The sequence below is a fragment of the Shimia biformata genome (assembly GCF_016888515.1).
Taxonomy (GTDB): Bacteria; Pseudomonadota; Alphaproteobacteria; order Rhodobacterales; family Rhodobacteraceae; genus Shimia_A; species Shimia_A biformata.
On sequence record NZ_JAFEJK010000001.1, the window covers coordinates 1,335,563 to 1,358,592 of the forward strand.

At 62.5% G+C, this 23,030-nt stretch carries 22 protein-coding genes; 9 read left to right on the top strand and 13 right to left on the bottom strand.

What is annotated here, in order from left to right:
- The first annotated feature begins 14 nt into the window (after positions 1-14).
- Entirely contained in the window at positions 15-809 is a 795-nt protein-coding gene (locus tag JQ863_RS06530) for a class I SAM-dependent methyltransferase (RefSeq protein ID WP_204113495.1), read from the top strand.
- Here JQ863_RS06530 and JQ863_RS06535 read toward each other — a convergent pair whose 3' ends face one another.
- The 5 genes from JQ863_RS06535 to JQ863_RS06555 all read right to left on the bottom strand — a co-directional run bounded on the left by JQ863_RS06535 (position 810) and on the right by JQ863_RS06555 (position 6,305).
- Entirely contained in the window at positions 810-1,928 is a 1,119-nt protein-coding gene (locus JQ863_RS06535; protein ID WP_204113496.1) for an SPFH domain-containing protein, read from the bottom strand. It lies immediately after the preceding gene.
- A 21-nt stretch (positions 1,929-1,949) separates the two neighbouring features.
- Positions 1,950-2,882, bottom strand: a complete 933-nt coding sequence (locus JQ863_RS06540) for a DUF2927 domain-containing protein (RefSeq protein ID WP_338055496.1) — start codon at positions 2,880-2,882, stop codon at positions 1,950-1,952.
- On the bottom strand, positions 2,879-4,078 hold the full coding sequence (locus tag JQ863_RS06545) for a toxic anion resistance protein (protein WP_204113497.1): 1,200 nt from the start codon (positions 4,076-4,078) through the stop codon (positions 2,879-2,881). Before JQ863_RS06545 ends, JQ863_RS06540 begins: the two co-directional genes overlap by 4 nt.
- Positions 4,079-4,112: 34 nt before the next feature.
- Positions 4,113-5,009 (bottom strand): 5-bromo-4-chloroindolyl phosphate hydrolysis family protein, encoded by an 897-nt coding sequence (locus JQ863_RS06550; RefSeq protein ID WP_204113498.1) that lies wholly within the window; start codon positions 5,007-5,009, stop codon positions 4,113-4,115.
- Between the two features lie 222 nt (positions 5,010-5,231).
- Complete coding sequence (locus tag JQ863_RS06555; protein ID WP_204113499.1) at positions 5,232-6,305, bottom strand: pseudouridine synthase; 1,074 nt, start codon at positions 6,303-6,305, stop codon at positions 5,232-5,234.
- Between the two features lie 63 nt (positions 6,306-6,368).
- On the opposite strand from JQ863_RS06555, the gene JQ863_RS06560 reads away from it, so the two are divergent.
- Positions 6,369-6,821: a nucleoside deaminase gene (locus tag JQ863_RS06560; RefSeq protein WP_204113500.1), complete on the top strand. Its 453-nt coding sequence runs from the start codon at positions 6,369-6,371 to the stop codon at positions 6,819-6,821.
- On the opposite strand, the gene JQ863_RS06565 is transcribed toward JQ863_RS06560, so the two are convergent.
- Positions 6,818-7,789, bottom strand: a complete 972-nt coding sequence (locus JQ863_RS06565) for an adenylate/guanylate cyclase domain-containing protein (RefSeq protein WP_204113501.1) — start codon at positions 7,787-7,789, stop codon at positions 6,818-6,820. The two genes, JQ863_RS06560 and JQ863_RS06565, sit on opposite strands and share 4 nt — an antisense overlap.
- Positions 7,790-7,912: 123 nt before the next feature.
- The gene (locus JQ863_RS06570) at positions 7,913-8,605 is read right to left on the bottom strand and encodes a metal-dependent hydrolase (protein WP_204113502.1); all 693 of its coding nucleotides are present in this window, start codon (positions 8,603-8,605) and stop codon (positions 7,913-7,915) included.
- Positions 8,606-8,673: 68 nt separating this feature from the next.
- Between JQ863_RS06570 and JQ863_RS06575 the strand changes: the two genes are divergently transcribed.
- The 3 genes from JQ863_RS06575 to JQ863_RS06585 all read left to right on the top strand — a co-directional run bounded on the left by JQ863_RS06575 (position 8,674) and on the right by JQ863_RS06585 (position 13,405).
- Positions 8,674-9,318, top strand: coding sequence for a ceramidase domain-containing protein (locus JQ863_RS06575; RefSeq protein WP_204113503.1), 645 nt, complete (start codon positions 8,674-8,676; stop codon positions 9,316-9,318).
- A gap of 226 nt (positions 9,319-9,544) precedes the next feature.
- Positions 9,545-10,810 carry a diaminopimelate decarboxylase gene (gene lysA / locus JQ863_RS06580; RefSeq protein WP_204113504.1) on the top strand — a complete coding sequence of 422 codons (1,266 nt, stop codon included), beginning with the start codon at positions 9,545-9,547 and terminating at the stop codon, positions 10,808-10,810.
- A gap of 33 nt (positions 10,811-10,843) precedes the next feature.
- Entirely contained in the window at positions 10,844-13,405 is a 2,562-nt protein-coding gene (locus JQ863_RS06585) for a TIGR02302 family protein (protein ID WP_204113505.1), read from the top strand.
- Between the two features lie 12 nt (positions 13,406-13,417).
- Here the strand turns inward: JQ863_RS06585 and JQ863_RS06590 are convergent, their stop codons facing one another.
- The gene (locus JQ863_RS06590) at positions 13,418-14,605 is read right to left on the bottom strand and encodes a zinc-ribbon domain-containing protein (protein ID WP_204113506.1); all 1,188 of its coding nucleotides are present in this window, start codon (positions 14,603-14,605) and stop codon (positions 13,418-13,420) included.
- Positions 14,606-14,753: 148 nt separating this feature from the next.
- Here JQ863_RS06590 and JQ863_RS06595 point away from each other — a divergent pair, with 148 nt between their 5' ends.
- The 4 genes from JQ863_RS06595 to JQ863_RS06610 are packed head-to-tail and all read left to right on the top strand — an operon-like array spanning position 14,754 to position 17,665.
- A complete protein-coding gene (locus JQ863_RS06595) occupies positions 14,754-15,431 on the top strand; it encodes an ATP-binding cassette domain-containing protein (RefSeq protein WP_204113507.1) in 678 nt (225 codons plus the stop codon).
- 5 nt (positions 15,432-15,436) lie between these two features.
- Positions 15,437-16,333 (top strand): cell division protein FtsX, encoded by an 897-nt coding sequence (locus JQ863_RS06600; RefSeq protein WP_239113223.1) that lies wholly within the window; start codon positions 15,437-15,439, stop codon positions 16,331-16,333.
- Positions 16,333-17,076, top strand: coding sequence for a lysophospholipid acyltransferase family protein (locus JQ863_RS06605; RefSeq protein ID WP_204113508.1), 744 nt, complete (start codon positions 16,333-16,335; stop codon positions 17,074-17,076). The genes JQ863_RS06600 and JQ863_RS06605 overlap by 1 nt, the downstream gene beginning before the upstream one ends.
- Complete coding sequence (locus tag JQ863_RS06610) at positions 17,060-17,665, top strand: pyridoxamine 5'-phosphate oxidase family protein (RefSeq protein ID WP_204113509.1); 606 nt, start codon at positions 17,060-17,062, stop codon at positions 17,663-17,665. The genes JQ863_RS06605 and JQ863_RS06610 overlap by 17 nt, the downstream gene beginning before the upstream one ends.
- A 3-nt stretch (positions 17,666-17,668) precedes the next feature.
- Here JQ863_RS06610 and JQ863_RS06615 read toward each other — a convergent pair whose 3' ends face one another.
- From JQ863_RS06615 to odhB, 5 genes are all read right to left on the bottom strand, one after another.
- Positions 17,669-18,556 carry an NAD-dependent epimerase/dehydratase family protein gene (locus JQ863_RS06615; RefSeq protein ID WP_204113510.1) on the bottom strand — a complete coding sequence of 296 codons (888 nt, stop codon included), beginning with the start codon at positions 18,554-18,556 and terminating at the stop codon, positions 17,669-17,671.
- A gap of 99 nt (positions 18,557-18,655) precedes the next feature.
- Positions 18,656-20,056, bottom strand: coding sequence for a dihydrolipoyl dehydrogenase (gene lpdA, locus JQ863_RS06620; protein ID WP_204113511.1), 1,401 nt, complete (start codon positions 20,054-20,056; stop codon positions 18,656-18,658).
- 66 nt (positions 20,057-20,122) lie between these two features.
- Positions 20,123-21,106, bottom strand: coding sequence for a glycosyltransferase family 2 protein (locus JQ863_RS06625; protein ID WP_204113512.1), 984 nt, complete (start codon positions 21,104-21,106; stop codon positions 20,123-20,125).
- A gap of 7 nt (positions 21,107-21,113) precedes the next feature.
- Positions 21,114-21,521: a hypothetical protein gene (locus JQ863_RS06630; protein ID WP_204113513.1), complete on the bottom strand. Its 408-nt coding sequence runs from the start codon at positions 21,519-21,521 to the stop codon at positions 21,114-21,116.
- A 6-nt stretch (positions 21,522-21,527) separates the two neighbouring features.
- Positions 21,528-23,030, bottom strand: coding sequence for a 2-oxoglutarate dehydrogenase complex dihydrolipoyllysine-residue succinyltransferase (gene odhB, locus JQ863_RS06635; RefSeq protein ID WP_204113514.1), 1,503 nt, complete (start codon positions 23,028-23,030; stop codon positions 21,528-21,530).

The window sequence follows — 23,030 nt, forward strand, 5'->3', positions numbered from 1 at the left end:
TCGGGACAAACGCAATGACCGAAAAACAACGACACGACGCCTGGGATGCCGGGCAAAGCTATGAGACCTACATGGGCCGCTGGAGCGCCCGGATTGCCGAAACATTCCTGGATTGGCTTGCCCCGCCCAAGGGCGCGGACTGGATTGATGTCGGGTGTGGCACCGGGGCGCTGAGCCGGACGATCCTTGCCCGGACCAACCCTGCATCGGTTGTCGGTATCGAACCCTCGCCTGGGTTTGTCGCCCATGCAAGGGCGCTGACACCGGATGACAGGGCGCGGTTTTGCGAAGGCGGTGCCGAGGCGCTGCCGCTGCCTGACGCGAGCTGCGACGTGGCGGCCTCGGCCCTGGTTCTGAACTTTGTGCCGGACCGGGTGAAGGCGCTGGGCGAAATGCGGCGCGTGCTGCGTCCCGGCAGGCTGTTGGGCTTCTATGTCTGGGATTACCCTGGCGGTGGCATGGGGTTCATAGATGCTTTCTGGAAGGCGGCGGCCGCGCTTGATCCGGCGGCGGCGGAACTGGACGAGGCGGTGCGTTTTCCGTTCTGCACAAGGGATGGCATTGCTGCCCTGTGCAGGGAGGCAGGGATAAAGGCCGAAGTGACCGCGCTTGAAGTCGAAACGGTATTTGACAGTTTCGAAGACTTCTTTTCTCCTTTCACCCTGGGCGCTGGCCCCGCGCCGGGTTACTTGGCGTCGCTGCCCCTGGACGGGCAGGCGGCCCTGCGTCAGGCACTTGCGGCACAGCTGGATCGCGGCGGGGCGGTACGGTTGACCGCCCGCGCCTGGGCCGCGCGCGCCAGAATGTAATCAGCTTCCCGGCGGCGGAGGCGGCAGGATGGTGAACAGCTGAGCCAGCTCCGCAACGTCCTCGGCCCGTTTCCAGCCATCCTGACCGGCTGTCCAGACATGGGTCTCGCGGGTGATTTCGCCGGCGGTCGCCATGCGCCCCATCGCGGCCTTCGAGAAGGGGCCACGCGTCTGCCCGTTTTCGGCGATGTGCCAGACATGTTCGACCGGAGGTGGTGGTGGGGGAACCGCCGCGGCGGGTTGGGGTGCGGCTGGGCGCGCGCCCCAGGGTCCGGGCTGCGCCATCTGCTGCGCCATCGCCATGCCCATGCCGGCCCCCAGTCCGGCGGCCATGCCGGAATTCGGGGTCTGCGCCGCCGCGGTCATGGCTTCGGCGGCCGAGAACTGGGTATAGCGGCCAAGGTCACCGACGATCCCCATCGAGGTGCGCTTGTCCATGGCCTGTTCGACGGCGGGGGGAAGTGAGATGTTCTCGACATAAAGTTCGGGCATCGACAGCCCGTATTCCGCCAGCGTCGGGGTGATTTCCGCCGCCACCAGCTTGCCCAGATCGGCAGTATTGGCGGCCATGTCCAGAACCGGAATGCCGCAGCCCGCGATCACGCGGCTGAACTCTTGCACGATGATATTGCGGATCTGGTAAGAGATCTCGTCCATGGTGAATTCGCCATCCGTCCCGACGACCTCGGTCAGGAAACGCGCCGGGTCGCTGACGCGGATCGAATAGGTGCCATAGGCGCGCAGGCGGACCGGGCCGAATTCCGGGTCGCGCGCCATGATCGGGTTCTTGGTGCCCCATTTCAGGTCGTTGAACCGGGTGGTGTTGACGAAATAGACCTCGGATTTGAACGGGCTCTTGAACCCGTGATCCCAGTGCTGAAGCGTGGTCATGATCGGCATGTTGTTGGTCTCGAGCATGTAGAGCCCGGGCGTGAACACATCCGCCAATTGTCCCTCATGCACAAAAACTGCGGCCTGACCTTCGCGCACGGTCAGCTTGGCGCCATACTTGATCTCGTGGCCTTCACGCTCGAACCGCCAGACCATGGTGTCGCGGGTATCGTCCACCCAGTGGATGACGTCGATGAATTCGCCGGAAAGAAAATCGAAAATGCCCATGTCGGGTCTCCTTCGTCGTAATCAGAAAGCCTGCCCGGTCTGTTCGCGGGCGAGGATGGAAAGGATGGGGCGGGCCTGATCCAGTGGCATGCCAATGGACAGGCGCGGGTCATAGAGCATGGCCAGAAGTGCCTCATCATGCGTGGTCAGCAATGCAAACTCGTCGTCGTCATTGAAGATCGAGGGGCGGGCGTTTGGGCTGTCATTTGCCAGCCCAAGACCCTGTGCCATTTCCTCGTGATAGCAGGATTTGCGCAAGAGGTCGGGATGCTCGGCGCGCACCACGGCGACGGCGGCCGTATATTCATAGGGGTTCGCGGGATCAGAAGTCGTCATCACGATACATTGGATCGACCGGGGCAGGTCACGCAGCAACGCTGCCGAGCGCGGATCGGCATTCGGCACCAATTGACGGATTCGGGTGGTCAGCTGGTCCTTGTCGTCCTCGCTCATAACCAGAACATGGAAATTTGCCCCGATCCCCGAATAGCTAATCGAATGCCCTGTCGCAGCGGCCAACCGACTGGCATAGGCGCGTATGTCGGCAAGGTCTTGAGTACGCATTGCATCTGGCACCGACGCCCCGAACTCTGCGTGAAAGCGCACCGGTTTGGCCCAGCGTCTCAACCCACCTGATTGCCCGCCGGGTTTTTGCAGGTTCGCACCTTCGGCATATTCGCCGTAGAAGGCGATCCGCTCGAAGTTGCGGGCCAGCATGTCGGCGGTATAGGGCGTGTCCGGCCCGCCGCCGTCCGTGCGCAGCAGACCTCGGGCAAGTTCGTCGGCTTGCAAGGCGGCATAGTAATTGCGCAGCGATTGAGATTTCTCGGACACGGTCGGAGGGGTGACCGAGGGCGGCTCCGGCCGGTTTGCACCGGTCGGAAGGTCGCACGCAGCCAGTGCCAACAGGCCCAGCCCCAGCGCCGCCGCCTTTGCCACCCAGGTCCGTGTCACGCGTTTGGCACCGAGGTTGATGCGGTGTCGCCAAGCCCTGTCTGTTTCGCCTTGGCTGCGGCAAGCGTGTCGCGCAGTTCGGCTTCCATCTTCTTCAGGTCTTCCTCCGCGGCGGCGCGCTTGGCCTTGCCCTCGTCGGCGATCTGAAGCGATTCCTGAATGGTGCCGATCAGGTCGGCATTGGCCTGTTTCACCGCCTCGATGTCAAAGACGCCCCGTTCCATTTCCTCGCGGATCATCTTGTTGCTTTCCCGCAGGTTCTTGGCATTGGCCGTCAGAAGCTCATTCGTGAGGTCATTTGCGTCACGTACCGCGGCGGCGGCTTCGGCAGACCGCTGGATGGTCACCGCCTGCGCCAGCTGGGTTTCCCAAAGCGGCACGGTGTTGACCAGCGTCGAGTTGATCTTGGTCACGAGGCTTTTGTCGTTTTCCTGCACCAGCCGGATCGAGGGCAGGGACTGCATCGTCACCTGCCGGGTCAGTTTCAGGTCATGCACCCGGCGTTCAAGGTCGTCGCGGGCGGCGCGCAGGTCACGCAACTCCTGCGCCTTCATCACCTGTTCGCCTTCCGGCGCGGCCTGAACCTCGGCTTCCTTGGCTGGGATGTCATCTGTATCCAGCGCCTTGATCTTGGCTTCCCCGGCGGCGATGTAAAGCGCCAGTTCGTCGTAGAAATTCAAGGTTTTGTCATAGAGAATATCAAGCGACTTGATGTCCTTCATGAGCTTGTGTTCGTGGGTCAGAAGATTGTCGGTGATCCTGTCGATCTGGCCCTGAACCTCTTCGAAACGGGCAGTGAACTTGGCAAAGGGCGCAGCGCGGCCCAGCAGTTTTTCCCAGAACGACCGTTCGCGCCGCACATCCAGCTCACTGACCGAAAAGCCCCGGATGGTGGTCACGATGTCCCGCAGGCTGTCCCCGGCCGGGCCGACATCCTTGTTGCGCACGTCCTGAAGCATGGCCTGGCTGATTTCCTGCAGTTCGGCCTGCGCACCGGACCCGAAGGTCACGATCGAGTTTGTGTCGGACATGTCCAGCTCGCCCATGCGCCGGGTGATTTCGGCGCTGAGCGGTGCGTCGGCCTCTTCCAGCGACACGATGGCCGTGGCCTCGGTTGGTTCGGGCAGGATCACGGCGTTCACCTCTTCGACCTCGGCCAGCGTTGCCTCGGCTTTCTTGCGGACAGTATCAGACATTGGAAATCTCCCCTTTCAAGGGTTTGGGATGAATTCAAAGGGCGTCGTCGCGAACACCTTCACGTTGCAGCCGTTCGCGCAGGACTTCGATCTCGACCGTCAGGTCCGAGTTGTCATCGAGCAGAAGCTTGCGGTTGCGGCTGTCGAAATTCTTTTCGAGGTCATCCAGAAGCGCCTCGTAATCGGTGCGTGCCTTGGCGTCGCGGCTGCGGCCATAGATATCGGCGAACTTGACCGTCGCATCGCGCGCGCCCAGCAGGTAAACGCCCAGATACTTGCGCGCCGCTGTCAGGTCGCGCGGATCGTTCTCGACCGTGCGAAACAGGTCGCGGGCGGTGGTCTGGAAGCGCTCGACACGGGTTTCCAGCGTCCGGTCGCTGGCGCGCTTGATCGCATCCGTCATCGCCGCAAGGTGCTTTTCGGCCTCGTCCACGGCGCGGGCGACGCGGTCGGTCTGGAACTGGTCAATACCTTCCATGCCCTTGTCGCGCATCGGGTCCAGACCGAAGGCCATGCCGTGCAACACGGTGCCGACAATACCGATGATCGCGGGCGAGATCACCTCGCCGGTTGCCGAAAATGCAGCCAGCGCCAGTCCTGCGCCGGTCAGGACGCTGCCCAGCATTTTGCGCGGAAACGCAGGCCGCCGCGCGACTTTTCGCGCGTCATAGGCTTCTTCTGCCAAAAGCCCCTCGCGCGTCATGAAGGCCGCCAGCAGCAGCATGCCAAGCGCGACAAGGGTCATCGCCATATTCGCCGCACCGTTCCCGAACGTGCGGAAAAGCAGAAGAAGCGGCAGGAAGAACAACAGGTTGACCCGTCCGCCGACGCGACTGCGGGTGGCGCCCTTGAAGCCGCCATTGGTCGGTTTGCCACCGGCATTGTCCGGTGATCCGTCGGGGCTGAACTTGCCGCCATAGCGCTGTGCCATGATCAGACGCCCCCCCAGATACCGACATAGACCATCAGGATGACCAACAGCCCGTAGGCCAGTTTCTGCATCCCCGCATTGCTCATGCCGCCCTCCGAAACGCGCTAAGTCTACGGGAAACTTAGGTAGTTTTGCGACCGCTTGCTAGGGGGAAGATCGTCGGGGCTGCGTCACGGGCCGGGGCTTGCGCAATCCAGAGGCATTTGCAGACGTCAGGGGCAATCAGCCGCGTTTCGGTCCATTGCCCGGACTTTTCCCGCGGTTTCCTGCGAGATTGCCTTTGCGGACCGGTTTGCGAGCCGCGTTGTCGGCCGATGCGCGCGACGGCTTGCCACCGGGCTTGGCGCCATGTTTGCGGCCCTGCGCACCTGCCGGTTTTCCCGAAGATCGCGCAACCATCTTGCCAGCCGGTTTGCCCGCCTGATTGCCCCATGGCGCATCGGCCTGTGAACCGGCGCTTTTCCCGGCTGGTCTGCGCCCCGGCTTTTGCCCCGGTTTTTGACCGAACTTGCGACCTGATTTGCCACCGGGTTTGCCGCTTGTCCGAGCCTCGTCATCGGAAGCGGCGTCCAGCCCCAGTTGGTCGCGCATCACCTTGCGGCGGACCTCTTCGACCTCGCCGGGCTTGAGGTTGCCCAGCTGGAACGGGCCATAGGACACCCGGATCAGCCGGGTCACGGACAGGCCGACCGACTCCATCGCGCGGCGAATTTCGCGGTTCTTGCCCTCGCGCAGCGACACCGTCACCCAGGCATTGGCCCCCTGTTGCCGGTCGAACTGGACAATCATCGGCTGGAACCGCTCACCCTCGACAGTGACCCCTTTGCGCAGCGGCTCAAACGTCGCGTCTTCGGCCCGGCCATGTACACGCACGCGGTATTTGCGTAGCCAGCCGGTCGAGGGCAGCTCAAGCCTGCGCTTGATCGCCCCGTCATTGGTCAGCAGCAGCAACCCTTCGGAATTGAGGTCAAGCCGCCCGACACTCATCACCCTTGGCATGGTTTCGGGCAGCCTGTCGAAGATCGTCTCGCGTCCCTGCTCATCCTTGTGCGTCGTCACTAGTCCAGTCGGCTTGTGGTATAGCCACAGCCGTTCCGGGTCAGGCTCGCCAAGCGGTTTGCCGTCGACGGTGATCCGGTCCTTGGCCGTCACGTTCAGGGCCGGGCTGTCGATTTGCTTGCCGTTCACCGCGACGCGGCCAGCTTCGATCACGCGCTCTGCCTCGCGGCGGCTGGCGATGCCGGCACGGGCCAGAACCTTGGCGATGCGGTCGCCTTTGGGGGTCTCGTTGCTCATATCCGCACGTCTAGCGGCGATTGGGGGATTGCGAAAGGGTAATCGGCAGGGCAAGCAGGGGGCATGGTGTTCAGATCGCATATGGAAACCGCGCTGGCCGAGGCGCGTGCCGCGGCGGGTCGCGGCGAAGTGCCGGTGGGCGCGGTGATCGTGTCGCCATCGGGTGAGGTGGTCGCGCAAGCCGGAAATCGCACCCGCGAACTGAGTGACCCGACGGCCCATGCCGAGATCCTGGCCATCCGCGCCGCCTGTGCCGCGCTGGGGTCGGAACGCCTGCCGGGGCACGATCTTTACGTGACCCTGGAACCCTGTCCGATGTGCGCCAGCGTAATCAGCCAGGCCCGGATCGCCCGGCTCTACTATGGCGCTGCCGATCCGAAATCCGGCGGTATCGCCCAAGGCCCGCGTGTCTTCAGCCATCCACAAAGCCATCATGTGCCGGACGTCTATGACGGAATTGGCGCGGATCAGGCCGAGGCACTGTTGAAGTCGTTTTTTGCCGACCGGCGGAGTTAGGCTTCCGTTACCACATAAACCGGTTCGGGGTTTTCAAAGCCTTTCAGGGCTAGAATCATCGGCCCCGCAAAACTGATTTCTGATCTGTCGGACAGCATGGCTTGCGTCGCGCCGGACACCCTGATCTGCCCCGGTTCGGCGGTGTCTGTGATCCGCGCCGCCTTGTTGACGACGCTGCCAAAGAAATCGTCGTCGGAACAGATGACGTCCCCTGTATGCACCCCAATGCGAAGCGCGATAGCTGGGCCGCCGGGCGTGTTCAGCGCGCGAAGGATGGCCCGGGCCGCAGACAGGGCATCGGCAGGGGATGCGAAGCTGGACATTGTGCCATCGCCCAGAGATTTCACGAATTGACCGCCATTTGCTTCGATCTTGTCGCGCAGCTGGGCAAAATGGCGCGTCACCTCTGAGGACCAGAGCCTGTCGCCCATCACCGCCGCCATTCCCGACGAATTGACGATGTCGGTGAACATCACCGATGCGAACCCCTCGTGCTGATCAAAACTCAGGCCGCTTCGTGCAGCGGCAACCAGATCGGCGATGGCAGTTTGTTCCGTGCCGGTCATTTCGATATTCGGGATCGGGACCGATCCGTGCCGATGCACGATTTTCCATGCGCCGTCCTCCAGAACAAAGATCAGTGTCGTGCGTACATTGAACAGGCGGCCCGGCTGGTTGGCGAAAATCAGCTGATGGTTCAGGCAGGCCCAGCCAGTGCCTTCGTGTTCATAAGCCTCGGCAAAGGTTTCTTCATGTTTCAGAAGCTCCGGAATAACATCGAAGAACGCTGCAACGCCCTCGCGCACTTGCTGACCGGTCCACAGCTCATCATCTGCGGTGCCGACGAATTGCAGGTGGCCTTCTTCGGTCATGAGGTTGCGCAGATCATTCGGGCGATGGTTCGGGATAGCGTCGATCCAGCGCCGCGCCACGGCCAGCAACTCGGGCGAGGGACGCACACCGGTCATGACGCTGCTTGCGGTCGAGACCGGTCGCACCGTGCCGCCAACCGTCGGACCCGCGCACCGGGGCGGGACGCGGGTGCATTCAACGGAACAGAGGGCATGGAACCGGCCACGATGGCTTCCTTTTTAAAGCTCGATCGCCTGCAACAACTGGGGTTCGATCACATCGACGCCGGGCAAACCAGCTTTCAGCGCCTCGGCCGATTGTTCGAGGATCGGGAAGGTCCCGTAATGACAGGGGATCACCGTCTTGAAGTTGAAATAGCGTTTTGCCGCGTAGGCCGCGCCTTTCATGTCCATGGTGAAGTGCCCGCCCGCCGACAGGATACCGATATCGGGTTTGTAATAGTCTCCCATCCAGTCCATGTCGGCCATGATGTCGGTGTCGCCCGAGATATAGACGGTGTGGCCTTCCGCGCGCAGCATATAGCCAACCTCGGTCCCCGCCACCTTGGGGCCATCGGGCGTGCCGAAAGAGGAACTATGCGAAGCTGGCACCATCGACAGCGTCACGCCGCCAAAATCCACCGTGCCGCCCTTGTTGAACCCGATGGTCTGAATGTGTTCATGCTCGGCCCAATAGCCCATCAGGTCATACTGGCCGACCGCCGGGATCTTCAGCTTGCGCGCCAGCGGCAGCATGTCGGCGACATGGTCAAAATGGGCATGGGTCAGGATCAGATGAGTGCCGCCCTGGACGGCCTCGTCGTGCCGGTCTTCCGGCAATACCGGGTTGCCGGTTAGCCAGGGGTCGATCAGCAGCACCTTGTCCCCGGTCTCGATCCGAAACGATCCATGCCCCAGCCATATGATTTTCATGGCAACCTCCCTATCTGATGTCATGTTTGAGGAAGCCTAACACGGTAACAGATTTGGAAAAGAGTTTCATGGACCTGACACGCGCCATTGACAGCTATTGCGAAAGAACGGGGCCGGAATACTGGTCCGAACCGGTCAATGCGCTGACAAATCTGGCCTTTCTGGTAGCTGCGCTGGTGATCTGGCAGAGGATCGGCGGTGAAAAGCTGCCACTGGCGCGGGCGCTGGCAGTCATCCTTGGTGTGATCGGCCTTGGCAGCTTCCTGTTTCACACCCACGGACAGGTCTGGGCCGCCATCGCCGACACGCTGCCGATCCTGTGCTTTGTCCTGCTTTATATCTACACCGCCAACCGCAGCTTCTGGGGGCTGTCGCCGTGGCCTGCGCTGGGCGCAACGGCATTGTTCTTTCCCTTCACCGCCGCGACCCTGCCGCTGTTTCAACTGATCCCCGGTATCGGGCCTTCTGCAGGATACGCGCCGGTGCCAGCCCTGATCCTGATCTATGCGGCCCTGCTGCGCCGCCGCCTGCCCGATGTCGCGCGCGGATTGGCGATCGGGGCGGCAATTCTGGTGGTGTCGCTGGTCTTCCGCAGTCTGGACGAAACCGTTTGCGCCGGTTTCCCCTTGGGGACCCATTTTCTGTGGCACGTGTTGAACGCGATCATGCTGGGGTGGATGATCGAGGTCCATCGCCGCCACGAAACCGGTTAGGGGCGCTGCCCCTCGGTCGGAAATCCCAGGGATTTCCAACCTTCACCCCGGGGTATTTCCGACCAGAAAAAAGGCGGCGATGGCCTGTGGCTTTTTGCTGGTCACAAATACCCCCTGCGCAACCCGTGAAACCGACGGTGACATTGATTGGAAGTGCGACTGTTCGATTGAACCGCCGCGATGCAATGGCTATGAGGGGCGCGGCGGATATTTTCAGGAGTCACCGATGGACCACTTTCTCTACCGTGACGGTGTGCTTCACGCCGAAGATGTTGCCCTGACCGAGATCGCGGCACAGGTCGGCACTCCGTTTTATTGTTATTCGACCGCGACGCTGACACGCCATTTCCGGCTGTTCGACGAGGCGCTTGATGGCATGGACCACCTTGTCTGCTACGCGATGAAGGCGGCGTCGAACCAGGCGATCCTGAAGACGCTGGCCGATCTGGGCGCGGGGATGGACGTGGTATCGGGCGGGGAATATGCCCGCGCGGTGGCGGCGGGTGTTCCGGGGGACCGGATCGTGTTCTCGGGCGTCGGCAAGACGCATGAGGAAATCCGTGCGGCGCTGGTTGGCGGTATCCGCCAGTTCAACGTCGAGAGCGAACCCGAGATGGCGGTGATCGACGAGGTGGCGCAATCGCTCGGCGTCGTGGCGCCGATCACGGTGCGGGTGAACCCCGATGTCGATGCCAAGACCCATGCCAAGATCGCCACTGGCAAATCCGAGAACAAGTTTGGCATCCCGATTTCCCGCGCCCGCGAGGTTTACGCCCATGCCGCGTCTCTGCCGGGGCTGAAGGTCATTGGCATCGATGTCCATATCGGCAGCCAGCTGACCGAATTGGAACCCTTCCGCCTTGCCTATCAGAAGGTTGCCGACTTGACTGAGACCCTGCGTGCAGACGGCCATGACATCCGCCGGCTTGATCTGGGCGGTGGGCTTGGCATTCCCTATGAGCGGTCCAACAGCGCCCCGCCGCTGCCGATTGAATACGGCGCGTTGATCAAGGAAACGCTGGGGCATCTGGGCTGCGAGATCGAGATCGAGCCGGGACGCCTGATTGCCGGGAACGCGGGCGTCCTGGTCAGCCAGGTCATCTATGTGAAATCCGGTGAGGGACGTGATTTCCTGATCGTGGACGCGGCAATGAACGACCTGATCCGACCCGCCATGTACGAGGCCCATCACGACATCGTGCCGGTGGTCGAACCCACCGCCGGGATCGAGCAGGCGCGATATGACATCGTTGGTCCGGTCTGCGAAACCGGCGACACATTCGCCCGTCAACGCGATCTGCCGCCGCTCGAGGCAAGCGACCTGATCGCCTTCCGCTCCGCCGGGGCCTATGGTGCGGTGATGGCCAGCGAATACAACTCGCGCCCCCTGATCCCCGAAGTGCTGGTCAATGGCGATCAATTCGCGGTTATCCGCCGACGCCCGACCTTTGACGAAATGATAAATCGGGATACCATTCCCCCGTGGCTCTGACGCATTTCGCGTCAGGCGCTGTCGGAGATTTGCATGGGGTCGCACCCACCTTCCGCTGAGGGCGTTCTGGATCGTCTGAGGCTTGTCATCACGCTGACCCGGCTTGGCATGATCGCCGAGCAGGTGACCCGTGCCTTCTGGCCGCTGTGGTCGCTGGTTTTTGCGGTTGTCGCGGTGTTGATGTTCGGGGTGCAGGACACGCTGCCCCTGGAAGCGTTCTGGTTTGCGACCCTGACTTTTGCCTCATTGTCACTTTGGTTCATTGTCCGCGGCGCGCGGCGATTCCACCTGCCGTCCCGTCAGGATGCCCTGAATCGGTTGGACGCGACCCTGCCGGGGCGTCCGATCGAAACCCTGCAGGATCATCCCGCCATCGGCGCAGGCGACGCCGCATCCGAAGCGATCTGGCAGGTTCATCAGTCCCGCATGGCCAAGGCCGTCGCACAGGCGCGGCGCGTGCCGCCGGATCTGAAGATCGCGCGGCTGGACCCCTTTGGCCTGCGCTACATCGCGGTCCTGCTCCTCGCGGTCGCACTTTTGTTTGGCTCGTTTGCACGGATGACAAGCGTGACCGACGTTGCCGCCGGAACCACGGCGACCCCGATGACCGGACCCAGCTGGGAAGGTTGGATCGAACCGCCGGCCTATACTGGCAAGCCTGCGATCTATCTCAATGACCTGGCCGAGGGCGCCGTGTCGCTGCCGGTCAACAGCCGCGTCGTGCTGCGGCTTTATGGCGAGGTGGGCGCGCTGACGGTGGCGGAAACCGTGTCGGGGCGTGTCGGTGATATTCCACCCGCCACAGATCCCGAGCAGGAATTCAAGCTTTCTCAGGATGGCACGATTGAAATCGGTGGCCCCGGCGGGCGGTCGTGGCGGATCACCGCAATCCCCGACAACGCCCCCCAGATTGCCTTGAGCGGGGTGCCGGATGTCTCGGGGCGGGGTGAGATGAGTCTGCCGTTCGAGGCCAGCGACGACTACGGGATTATCGGTGGGCAGGCGGTGATTGCGTTGGATCTGGGGGGGCTGGACCGGCGGCATGGTCTGGCGATCGACCCTGACCCACGTGCCGAATTGTCCGCCGATCTTCCCCTGCCGATCTCGGGGGACCGTAGTGCGTTCCAGGAAACCCTGATCGAAGACTATTCCAAACACGTCTGGGCGCATCTTCCCGTGATCGTCACCCTTTCGGCCGAGGACGCCGCCGGTCAGACCGGGCAATCGGTGCCCGAGAGCATGCCGCTTCCGGCCCGCCGCTTCTTTGACCCGCTGGCGGCGGCGTTGATCGAGCAGCGCCGAGACCTTCTTTGGTCCAAGGCCAATGGGCCGCGTGTGGCGCAGATGATCCGCGCGATCTCTCATCGGCCCGAGGAAGGGTTGTTCCAGAAGGAAACTCATTATCTTCGTCTGCGCACGATCCTGCGCCGGCTTGAGGCGGCGAACCGCATCGGGCTGGAAGACACGCGGCGTGACGAACTGGCCGAGGCGCTCTGGTCTCTGGCGATCGAGTTGGAAGAAGGTGATCTGGGCGATGCGCTGGAACGGTTGCGACGGGCGCAGGAACGGCTGGCCGAGGCGATGAAGAACGGCGCCAGTGATGCCGAGATTGCACAGCTGATGCAGGAATTGCGGGACGCAACGCAGGATTACATGCGTCAACTGGCCCAGCAGAACCGCGAAAACGGTCAGGACGGCGCCGACCAGCAAATGGCCGAAAACTCGATGCAGATGACGCAGGACGATCTGCAGCGGATGATGGACCGTATTCAGGAACTGATGGAACAGGGCCGCATGGCCGAAGCGCAGCAGGCGTTGCAGGAACTTCAACAAATGATGGAGAACATGCAGGTCACCCAAGGCCAAGGGCAAGGTAGCCCGTCCGAGGGGGATCAGGCGATGGAAGGGCTTGCTGAAACCCTGCGCAATCAGCAAGGCCTTTCCGATCAGGCCTTCCGGGAACTGCAGGAACAGTTCAATCCGGGCGCCAATGCCGGGCAAAGCCAGGGCAACGAAGGCTTCAGCGGCGGCGAGGGGCGCGGGCAGGCCCATGACGGCACCGGGCAGGGAACCGGCGAAGACGGTCAGGACGGGCAATCCGGTCAGACCCCCGGCGAACTGGCCGACCGGCAACAGGCGTTGAGAGACGAGTTGCAACGGCAGGAAAACGCGCTGCCGGGGCAGGGCACACCCGAAGGCGACGCCGCCCGCGATGCGCTGGGCCGGGCTGGGCGTGCCATGGATCAAGCCGAAGACGCGCTGCGCGAGGACGATCTGGCAGAAGCGATTGATCGTCAGGCCGAGGCCATCGAAGCCCTGCGTGAAGGCATGCGAAACCTGGGCGAAGCGATGACCCAGCAACAGCGCGACGGCCAGCAGGGGACAGCGCAGAACGACCGTGCCCAAAACCGCGATCCGTTGGGTCGCAGCCAAGGCGGACGCGGCGCAACCGGCACAGAGGAAGACCTGCTTCAGGGTGAGGACGTCTATCGCCAGGCCCGCCGACTGCTGGACGAAATCCGCCGCCGCGCAGGTGAGGGCGAACGGCCCGAGGCCGAGTTGGACTATCTCAAACGATTGTTGGACCGTTTCTGATCCGGGCCACGTTTAGCTGTCGGCAGGCGGTTCCTGATTGGCCATATTGTCGAGATACAGCATCATCTCGGTCACTTTGGAATCCAGCCACAGCCGCGTGTCATTGATCCAGGCCATGTATGCCTCGACATATGGGGCGGCCTGCGGCACCTGGGCGGAAATCCTGGCGTGGTAGAGGTAGACCAGCAGCCCGAGTGCAGCTGTCAGAAAGACCAGGCCAAAGCCCAACCGGAAGCCGCGCCGCCGCTTCTCCATGTTCGAAGGGCCGACACCGACCCGCTCTTCGGGTTGGCGGTCCTCGGCGGATCGAAGCGTGGCGTTGATGTCCTCGATGTCGGGCAACAGTTCACGCCGGGTTTCCGACCGTGCGCCGGACGCGGTGTTGGGGCGTGCAGAGGATTGCGCTTCGCCCTCTTGTCCGCGCAGTTGTGCGACACGTGTCTCGCGACTGTGTGGCGCTGCGGCAGCGGCGATCCCGCCTTCCAACCCGAGATCGGGCTGAGTCTCAAGGTCACTGCTTTCCGCCTTGCGTGCTTCGGCCTCGTGCTGGGCTTCCTGACGGAGCAACTCGGCAATTGCCGGGTCAAGTGACCGGCGTCGGGGCTGAGCGGCCGGTGCGTCGGAAAGTTCCTTGTCCTCGTCTTCGCCGGTGCCGTCATTCCAATCGTCGCGGTCATCGTCATGGTCCGGCTCGTCGGGGGCGGCGTCATCCTCGGGCCAGTGGTCGTCGTCGCTGGTTTCCGGCGCAGGGTCTTCGCTGCGGTCTTCGGGCCAGTGGTCTTCGGGCAGCCGCTCTTCGGATTGGTGATCTTCGTCCGTATCGACGTCGTCCGCGTCAGCTTCCTGGCCATGGTCGTCCGCGACCTGCGGGGGCGCTGCCTGCGGTTCCGGATATTCGGACCGACTGAAGGTTGCTGCATGACCCGCGGCAACGATTTCGTCCAGCCCGTCCTCGAATTGGTCGCCTTCGTCACTGCCGTCGTCGGTATCCGCGACGTGTTCGTCCTGACCGGCATCCGGCACCCAACCGTCATCGGGGATCGATCCGCCGACTTCGGTTGCCAGTTCCACATCCTCGTCAGGATGAACCTGAAACCATGTGTTGCCGCAGTTGGAGCATTCCACGTCCCGTCCCGCTTTTGGGATGACGTCATCCGGAACCTCGTACTGGGCACCGCAATTCGGGCAATTCAGCCTCATTTTTTGTTCCCCTGACCTCGTAAGCCCCATCCTTCGGTGTCAAGCATAGGCTGTAACATTCTGTCGATAAAGAGCAAAGCCTTGCCGAGGCGGATTGCACAAGTGGCGCGCTTTGGGCACAACAGGGCAAACCACGAGGGACGGGACCGTGATCGAACTTGAAAACCTTGGTTTCAGTTATGGCGAAGGTGAAATGCTGAGTGACATTTCACTCAAGCTGGCGCCGGGATCGTTCCATTTTCTGACCGGACCGTCGGGCTCGGGGAAGACCACGTTTCTCAAGCTGTGCTACGGCGCGCTGCAACCAACGGCGGGCCATGCGCGGCTGTTCGATCAGGACGTGCGCCACATGAGCCGCGACGACATGGCGATGACGCGGCGACGGATCGGGGTGGTGCATCAGGACTGCCAGTTTCTGGACCATCTGCCGATCGCCGACAACGTCGCCCTTCCGCTGACCGTTTCGGGCCGCGACAGCCTGGAAGAGGTTGCGAACCTGAAGGAATTGCTGGACTGGGTCGGGCTTGGCAAGCGCGCCAGCGCCTATCCCCCGGAGCTTTCGGGCGGCGAGCGGCAGCGAGCAGCGCTGGCGCGGGCGGTGATCATGTCGCCCGATGTTGTCCTGGCGGATGAACCGACAGGCAACGTGGACTGGGACATGTCACAGCGCCTGTTGCAATTGCTGATCGAGTTGAATCGCATGGGCAAGACCATCATGATCGCGACCCACGATCTGAACCTGATCCGCACGGCAAAAAGCCAGGTCCAGGCGCGGGTTTTGCGCATCGCCGGGCGGCGGTTGCAACTGGCGGGGGCGGACCTGTGAGCAATTTGGCCATTCTTTTCAAATCCCTGTTCAGCAGTGACAACCAGTCCGACCGGGTGGTGCCGCCGTCGGGTTTTACTGCGCGGCTGACCGTGTTTGCTTCGGGGGCGATGGCCTTCCTGACGGTTTTTGCCTTGGCGCTGTCGCTGGCTTCGGGACGGTTGGCGTCGCGTTGGGGGGACGAGCTGGCGCATAGTTCGACCCTGCGCATCTCGGCTCCGGCCGAGCAGATGGCCGAGCAGGTCCAGACCGCGCTGCGGGTTCTGGATACGACACCGGGCGTCGCGCTGGCGCGGGCGCTGACCGCGGACGAGCAAAAGGCGCTTCTGGCCCCGTGGTTCGGGCCTGACCTGCCGATTGACAGCCTACCCGTGCCGCAATTGATCGAGATCGTCGAGACGGAAGAGGGTTACGATGGAGCGGGCCTCAGACTGCGGCTTCAGGCCGAGGTTCCGGGTGCCGTTCTGGATGACCACACCCGCTGGCGCAAGCCGTTGGAACAGGCGGCAGGGCGGTTGCGGCTGTTGGGGTGGGTGGCAATCGCGTTGATTGCCGCGACCACCGCCGCGATCATCACGCTGGCGGCAAATGCGGCGCTGGCGGCGAATGCGCAGGTGATCCAGGTGCTGCGGCTGGTCGGCGCGCAGGACGGTTACATCGCCCGCGCCTTCGTGCGCCGATTTACCCTGCGGGCCTTGTCCGGCGCCGCAGCAGGCATGGTGTTGGGGCTCGGTGCGGTCCTTCTGCTGCCGCCGGCACAGGATGCTGGCGGCTTCCTGACCGGGCTGGGCTTTACCGGGGCGGGGTGGCTGGTGCCCTTCGTGATCCCGCCACTTGCCGCGCTGGTGGCCTTCCTTGCCACGCGCACCGCCGCCAACCGCGTTCTTTCGGAGTTGCCGTGATGCGATACGCCGTGCAATGGGTTCTGTCGCTGATCTTCATCGTCCAGATGTACCTGGCGATGCTGGTTCTGGCGATCATCTTCACCCCGTTTGCCATCTTCAGTCGGCAGGCCGTCTATAACGCGGTCCACACCTATTGCCGCTGGGTGCGGTTCTCGGCGCGGTGGCTGGTCGGGTTGCGGTCCGAGATCCGCGGCGCCGTGCCAACCGACGAAGTTCTGATCGCGGCCAAACACCAGAGTTTTTTCGACATCATCCTGATCGTCAGCGCGGTGCCGAAGCCGAAATTCATCATGAAAAGCTCGTTACGTTTTGCGCCAATCCTGGGCTGGTATGCGCTGCGGCTGGGCTGCGTTCCGGTCAATCGCGGTGACCGTGCCCGCGCGATCCGCAAGATGGTGGCCGACGTGAATGACGGTTCGGCCCCTGCCGGGCAGCTGATTATCTATCCGCAGGGCACCCGCGTCGCATGGGATGCCAGGAAACCCTACAAGGTCGGCACATTCGTCCTTTATCGCGAGACTGGTCAGACCTGTATCCCTGCCGCCACCAATGTCGGGGTGTTCTGGCCGCGTCACGGCATCTATCGCCGGCCCGGGCTGGCCGTGGTCGAGTTTCTTGACCCGATCGAACCCGGACTTCAGCAAAAACCCTTCATGGCCAGACTGGAAGAGGTGGTCGAAGGGCAATCCAAGGCGCTGATGCGCGAAGCGGGGTTCGATCCGGATGGAGTTCATCACTGATATTGCCGCGCTTGAGGCGGCTTATGGCACACCCGGCGCGGCATCCCTGCGCAAGGTGGCGCAGGAACTGACGCCCGAGTATCGCCGCTGGATCATGGCCTCACGTTTCTGCGTCGTCTCGACCGTCGGGCCGGACGGGACAGACGGCAGCCCGCGCGGGGACGATGGCCCGGTGGTGCGGGAACTGGACCCGCAGACGCTGGCCATGCCTGACTGGCGCGGCAACAACCGCATGGACACGTTGCGCAATATCGTCGCCGATGGGCGGATATCGCTTCTTTTCATGGTGCCGGGGTCCAATACCGTGGTGCGGGTGAACGGTTTTGCGCGGGTCACGACAGACCCGGCGCTTTGCGACAGCTTCGCCACCGATGGCAAACCGCCCCGCTCGGTCATCGTGATCCGCATCGGAGAAGTCTATTTCCAATGTGCCCGCGCTCCGATGCGGGCGCGCCTGTGGACTTCGGGCGACGAAAGCGCCGGATTGCCGACAGCGGGTGAGTTTCTGGCCGCTCTGACCGATGGCGAAGAAGGCGGCGCGACCTATGACGCGGACTGGCTGGAACGGGCCAGAAACTCCATGTGGTAGGGGTTACTGGCGGACGTAGTTGCGCCAGTTGTGCTGTTCCTTGAACCCCAGAACCTCGCGGATCTTGCGGTTTGAAAACAGTGCCTCTTGCGGCTCAAGTTCACGAGTGACAGGCACGCCGGAATAGAACCGCCTGATGATTTCATCATTCGGCAGGTCTACTGAATTGGTGTCATTTCCCGCGTTGAACACCTGATAGCCCAGACTGTCGGTTTTCAGACATAGATCGACGATCTGGCCCAGATCGCGTGCGTCGATATAGCAGAAGATATTGCGCAGCCGTGTCTTGGGGTCGGTAAAGAATCCGGGGAAACGGTCATATTCATCCGGTTCGATCACGTTGCCGATCCTCAGCCCGTAGATATCCGCACCCGACCGACGCTGAAACGCCCGGCCTGTCTTTTCGTTCACCACCTTGGACAGCCCGTAGGAATCCATCGGGTTGGTGTCGTGATCCTCGTCCACCGGCAGATAGTCGGGCATCACCTCACCATCGGCGAAACAGACGCCATAGGTGGTCTCGGACGAAGCAAAGATGATCTTGCCGATACCCAGCTTGGTCGCAGCCTCGATCACGTTGTAGGTGCCAACCGTATTCACGCGGAAGGTTTCGTGATCCGGCTGGATCAGGATGCGCGGGACAGCGGCGAAATGCACCACGGCGTCAAATGACGGCACACCGGTTCCCGGTTCCAACTCGTCGAAATTGGCATAGCTGGTCAGGACGTTGAACATTGCACCAGAGTCAGTGATGTCGGCGGTCAGGTTGTCGATGCCGGGTTCATCCAGCGGGGTCAGATCGACATTCACCACCCGATGCCCCTGATCGCGCAGGTAACGGCAGACATGACGCCCGGCCTTGCCCGAACCTCCGGTGAAAAGAATGCGCATAGCTTGTCTCCCTCGATTGTCGGGGCACTGTTTCACAGGCCGAGCAAAGAAAAAAGGGCGGCCGAGAAGCCGCCCTTTGCCGTTCTGAGCAAGGCTGGATCAGCTGTGGATCGGACCGTCGCCACAGGCCAGCGCCGCTTCGCGCACGGCTTCGGAATAGGTCGGGTGGGCGTGGCAGGTCAGGGCGATGTCCTGCGCCGACGCGCCGAACTCCATGCTCACACAGATCTCGTGGATCATGTCGCCTGCCGCCGGGCCGATGATCGCTGCGCCAAGGATGCGGTCGGTTTCGGCATCGACGATCAGCTTGACAAAGCCGCCTTCGGCCTGATGCACGGCTTTGGCACGGGCGTTGCCCATGAACATGAACTTGCCGGTCTTGATCTTGCGGCCTTCGGCCTTTAGCGCGGCCTCGGTCTGGCCAACGGTCGCGACCTCGGGGGTGGTGTAGACCACACCGGGGATCACGCCATAGTTCACGTGGCCATGCTTGCCCGCGATCACTTCGGCCACGGCCATGCCTTCGTCTTCCGCCTTATGCGCCAGCATCGGGCCTTCGATCACGTCGCCGATGGCATAGATGCCGTCGACCGAGGTCTTCCAGTGGGCATCGGTGGCGATCTGACCGCGCTGGGTCATCTGGACCCCCAGCGCCTCAAGCCCCAGCCCGTCGGTGAATGGTTTGCGGCCGGTGGCGACCAGCACCACATCGGCGTCCAGAACCTCGACATCGTCGGGTTTCTTGTTCAGCGCATAGCTGACCTTGGCCTTTGATTTGGTCGCCTCGACGCCTTTCACGGCCGCGCCGGTGATGATGTTCAGCCCCTGCTTTTCAAGGATGCGCTTGAAGCTGCGCTGCACGTCGGCATCCATGCCGGGGCAGACAGCGTCCATGTATTCGACCACCGTGACCTCGGAGCCCAGACGGGCATAGACCGAGCCCAGTTCCAGCCCGATCACACCGGCGCCGATGACCACCAGCTTCTTCGGCACTTTCGGCAGGTCCAGCGCACCGGTCGAGTCGACCACGACCTTGCCGTCATTGTCGACCTCGACACCTGGAATGGAGGATGCAACGGACCCGGACGCGATCACGATATTCTTGGCGTCGTGGGTTTCGTCGCCAACCTGCACCTTGCCCGCGGCGGGAATGGTGGCCCAGCCCTTGATCCAGTCGATCTTGTTTTTCTTGAACAGGAACTCGATGCCGCTGGTGTTCTGGCCGATGACGTCATCCTTGTAGGATTTCATCTGCTTCCAGTCGACCGAGGGCGCCTTGCCCTTCAGCCCCATCGACGCAAAATTGTGTTCCGCCTCGTGCAGCATGTGGCTGGCATGCAGCAGCGCTTTCGACGGGATACAGCCAACGTTCAGGCAGGTGCCGCCCAGCGTCTCGCGGCCTTCGACAACAGCCGTCTTCAGACCCAGTTGCGCGCAGCGGATGGCAGAGACATACCCGCCGGGGCCTGCTCCGATGATGATGACGTCATATTGTGCCATGTTTCAGTTCCTTTTCGGGTTTCGACGAGGAGGCGTCGGTATTTTCGTCAAACGTATGCTGTTTCGTTATTTTGCCGTCCATGCGGCAAGGTTCTTGTCGGTCAGAACCGCCTCGCGGCGGGTGCGGAACCAGGTGATGCAATCCTGTTCGGTGCGGGCGATGTCCGGGTTTTGTCGCATCGCTGCGATCCGGGCCTCTGTGCCATTCCAGTGGCGCAAGATCCTGCGATTCTCGACATCGTTCCGGTTCGCGCGGTGATGCCATGACGAGCCGAGGTGGTATTTGTCCGAGGTCTTGCCCTGTCCATCACCCCGGTCGTTTTTCATCAGAAAGACGTCAACCGATTTCACCGCATAGTGGTTGATGCAGGCGCGGTTCGGCTTCATAGCGCGGCCAACCGGGACATAGCGGCTGCGTCTGGGGCCGGTGATGCCGCGCGAGGTCAGTGCGTTGCCCACGGCATTCAGGACGGCGATGTCGTCAACCTTCGGGCGCAGGGGCATGTGTTCATTGGCATGTTCGAACTTGCGAAAGCGGAACATCGACTTGAACTTGACCGTCTCGGGGTCGGGGTGGCCCTCGCATTGGGTGAAAACCGGCAGCACCGCGCCGGCCCATTCCAACTGGCCACTATCGCCGAAATTCCGCCATGCCAGAGCGATCACGTCGCCCTCTCCGGCGCGGTCCAGCAGGTCGTCGACATGGCCGCCACCCATGCGGACGTGCAGAAACTCGTCACTGTCGAGATGACACAGCCATTCGGTGTCGGTTTCCGCCAGAAACTCCATCGCCGCAGCCATGCCCGCATCCTGCGGCGATTGACCCGATGCGGGATCAGCGCGCAGATGGGTGACAAACCCGGCTGCGTCCAGCGCGTCCAGCAACCTGTCCGATCCGTCGGTGCAATTGTTGGAGCAGATCACCACGCGGTCGAAACCGATCTCAAGGTGATAGGCCACCCATTCGAGAATGAAGATACCCTCGTTCCGCATCGACGCCACGAGGGCGGTTTTGGGGTGTGGTATTTGGCTGGCCGCTGCAATCTTCATATCAGAACTACTCGACCACCGGTGAAGGAAGCTTCCTGTTGCGCAACCAAATCACAATGCCGCAGATCGAAACAAATCCGAGAATTTTCGACAAAAAGCCAACCAGAATCGAGAAGGCTCCGTTGGAAAACAAGCTTTGGCCAAACACGAGGTCGAAGACAACGAAGAGGCAGTAGGTTCCGCAAACGATGATCCATTCGCGTGCCAAGGCGTAAAGTATGAACAAATACAGTACGGCCGTTAGCACTGCGGTTTGGGTGGCTTGTTCAAAATTCCGCCCTGCATTGATTTCAATCGCCCCTGCAAAAGCCAAAAGCACCCAGAGAAGGATCAGTTGGACAAGAACGGCGCGCGATGCGAGGCGGCGGCCATCGGCCGCGCGCCCCTTTTCCGTGATTTGGAAAGCCGCGCGCATGACGCCTTACAGATCCATCAGCAACCGGCGCGGGTCTTCCAGTGCTTCCTTGACGCGGACAAGGAAGGTCACGGCGCCTTTGCCGTCGACGATGCGGTGGTCATAGGACAGCGCCAGGTACATCATCGGGCGAATCTTGATCTCGCCGTTGATGACCATGGGACGTTCCTGGATCTTGTGCATGCCGAGGATACCCGATTGCGGCGGGTTCAGGATCGGCGAGGACATCAGTGAGCCATAGACGCCACCGTTCGAGATGGTGAAGGTGCCGCCCTGCATTTCCGCCATCGACAGTTTGCCATCGCGGGCACGGCGGCCTTTTTCGCCAATCGCTTTCTCGATCTCGGCAAAGGACATCTTGTCGGCATCGCGGATGACCGGCACCACAAGACCCTGCGGCGTGCCAGCCGCGACGCCCATGTGGACGAAGTTCTTGTAGACGATCTCGTTCCCGTCGATCTCGGCGTTGACCTCGGGCACCTCTTTCAGCGCATGGCAGCAGGCCTTGGTGAAGAAGGACATGAAGCCCATGCGGACGCCGTGCTTCTTCTCGAACTGGTCCTTGTACTGGTTGCGGATCGCCATGACCTCGGTCATGTCCACCTCGTTGTAGGTGGTCAGGATCGCGGCGGTGTTCTGGGCGTCCTTCAGGCGCTTGGCGATGGTCTGGCGCAGGCGGGTCATCTTGACCCGCTCCTCACGCGCGGCATCCTCGGCGGCGACAGGCGCGCGGGGTGCGGCAGCCGGGGCAGGCGCGGCGGCGGCGGGCTGGGCCGGGGCAATCGCGGCTTTCAGCACGTCTTCCTTCATGACGCGCCCGTCACGGCCCGATCCCTGTACCGAAGCCGGGTCGATGCCCTTTTCCGCCATCAGCTTGTTGGCCGAGGGTGCGTTTTCCACGTCTTTGCCCGTGGTCGCGGCAGCAGGTGCTGCGGCGGCAGCGGCGGGGGCGGCAGCAACCGCACCCGATGCCGAGATCACGGCAAGCTTGGCGCTGGCATCCACCGTGGTGCCTTCCGGCGCGGTGATTTCGGCCAGCACGCCGGATGCGGGCGCAGGCACCTCGACCGAGACTTTGTCGGTTTCCAGCTCGCACAGCATCTCGTCCTGCGAGACGCTGTCGCCAACGGCCTTGAACCAGGTCGAGACGGTGGCTTCGGTGACGCTTTCGCCAAGGGTGGGCACCATCACATCAACGCTGTCGTCACCCGACGCGGCGGGGGCCGCAGCGGGTTTGGCCTCGGATGCGGCGGGGGCAGGGGCGGCGCCTTCGCCGGCCTCAATGGTGGCAAGCAGCGCGTCGACACCAACCGTTTCACCTTCGGCGGCAACGATGGATCCCATGACGCCAGCGGCGGGCGCGGGCACTTCCACGGTCACCTTGTCGGTTTCCAACTCGCACAGCATTTCATCCACCGCGACGGCATCGCCGGGCTTCTTGAACCATGTGGCCACGGTCGCTTCGGTGACGGATTCGCCAAGGGTGGGGACGCGAACTTCGGTCGTCAT

What these genes read in the sequence shown, in the direction of transcription:
- JQ863_RS06530 (WP_204113495.1), top strand. Translation starts at nt 15, where the DNA reads ATGACCGAAAAACAACGACACGACGCCTGGGATGCCGGGCAAAGCTAT.
- JQ863_RS06535 (WP_204113496.1), bottom strand. Translation starts at nt 1,928, where the DNA reads ATGGGCATTTTCGATTTTCTTTCCGGCGAATTCATCGACGTCATCCAC.
- JQ863_RS06545 (WP_204113497.1), bottom strand. Translation starts at nt 4,078, where the DNA reads ATGTCTGATACTGTCCGCAAGAAAGCCGAGGCAACGCTGGCCGAGGTC.
- JQ863_RS06550 (WP_204113498.1), bottom strand. Translation starts at nt 5,009, where the DNA reads ATGGCACAGCGCTATGGCGGCAAGTTCAGCCCCGACGGATCACCGGAC.
- JQ863_RS06555 (WP_204113499.1), bottom strand. Translation starts at nt 6,305, where the DNA reads ATGAGCAACGAGACCCCCAAAGGCGACCGCATCGCCAAGGTTCTGGCC.
- JQ863_RS06560 (WP_204113500.1), top strand. Translation starts at nt 6,369, where the DNA reads ATGGTGTTCAGATCGCATATGGAAACCGCGCTGGCCGAGGCGCGTGCC.
- JQ863_RS06565 (WP_204113501.1), bottom strand. Translation starts at nt 7,789, where the DNA reads ATGACCGGTGTGCGTCCCTCGCCCGAGTTGCTGGCCGTGGCGCGGCGC.
- JQ863_RS06570 (WP_204113502.1), bottom strand. Translation starts at nt 8,605, where the DNA reads ATGAAAATCATATGGCTGGGGCATGGATCGTTTCGGATCGAGACCGGG.
- JQ863_RS06575 (WP_204113503.1), top strand. Translation starts at nt 8,674, where the DNA reads ATGGACCTGACACGCGCCATTGACAGCTATTGCGAAAGAACGGGGCCG.
- lysA (WP_204113504.1), top strand. Translation starts at nt 9,545, where the DNA reads ATGGACCACTTTCTCTACCGTGACGGTGTGCTTCACGCCGAAGATGTT.
- JQ863_RS06585 (WP_204113505.1), top strand. Translation starts at nt 10,844, where the DNA reads ATGGGGTCGCACCCACCTTCCGCTGAGGGCGTTCTGGATCGTCTGAGG.
- JQ863_RS06590 (WP_204113506.1), bottom strand. Translation starts at nt 14,605, where the DNA reads ATGAGGCTGAATTGCCCGAATTGCGGTGCCCAGTACGAGGTTCCGGAT.
- JQ863_RS06605 (WP_204113508.1), top strand. Translation starts at nt 16,333, where the DNA reads ATGCGATACGCCGTGCAATGGGTTCTGTCGCTGATCTTCATCGTCCAG.
- JQ863_RS06610 (WP_204113509.1), top strand. Translation starts at nt 17,060, where the DNA reads ATGGAGTTCATCACTGATATTGCCGCGCTTGAGGCGGCTTATGGCACA.
- JQ863_RS06615 (WP_204113510.1), bottom strand. Translation starts at nt 18,556, where the DNA reads ATGCGCATTCTTTTCACCGGAGGTTCGGGCAAGGCCGGGCGTCATGTC.
- lpdA (WP_204113511.1), bottom strand. Translation starts at nt 20,056, where the DNA reads ATGGCACAATATGACGTCATCATCATCGGAGCAGGCCCCGGCGGGTAT.
- JQ863_RS06625 (WP_204113512.1), bottom strand. Translation starts at nt 21,106, where the DNA reads ATGAAGATTGCAGCGGCCAGCCAAATACCACACCCCAAAACCGCCCTC.
- JQ863_RS06630 (WP_204113513.1), bottom strand. Translation starts at nt 21,521, where the DNA reads ATGCGCGCGGCTTTCCAAATCACGGAAAAGGGGCGCGCGGCCGATGGC.
- odhB (WP_204113514.1), bottom strand. Translation starts at nt 23,030, where the DNA reads ATGACGACCGAAGTTCGCGTCCCCACCCTTGGCGAATCCGTCACCGAA.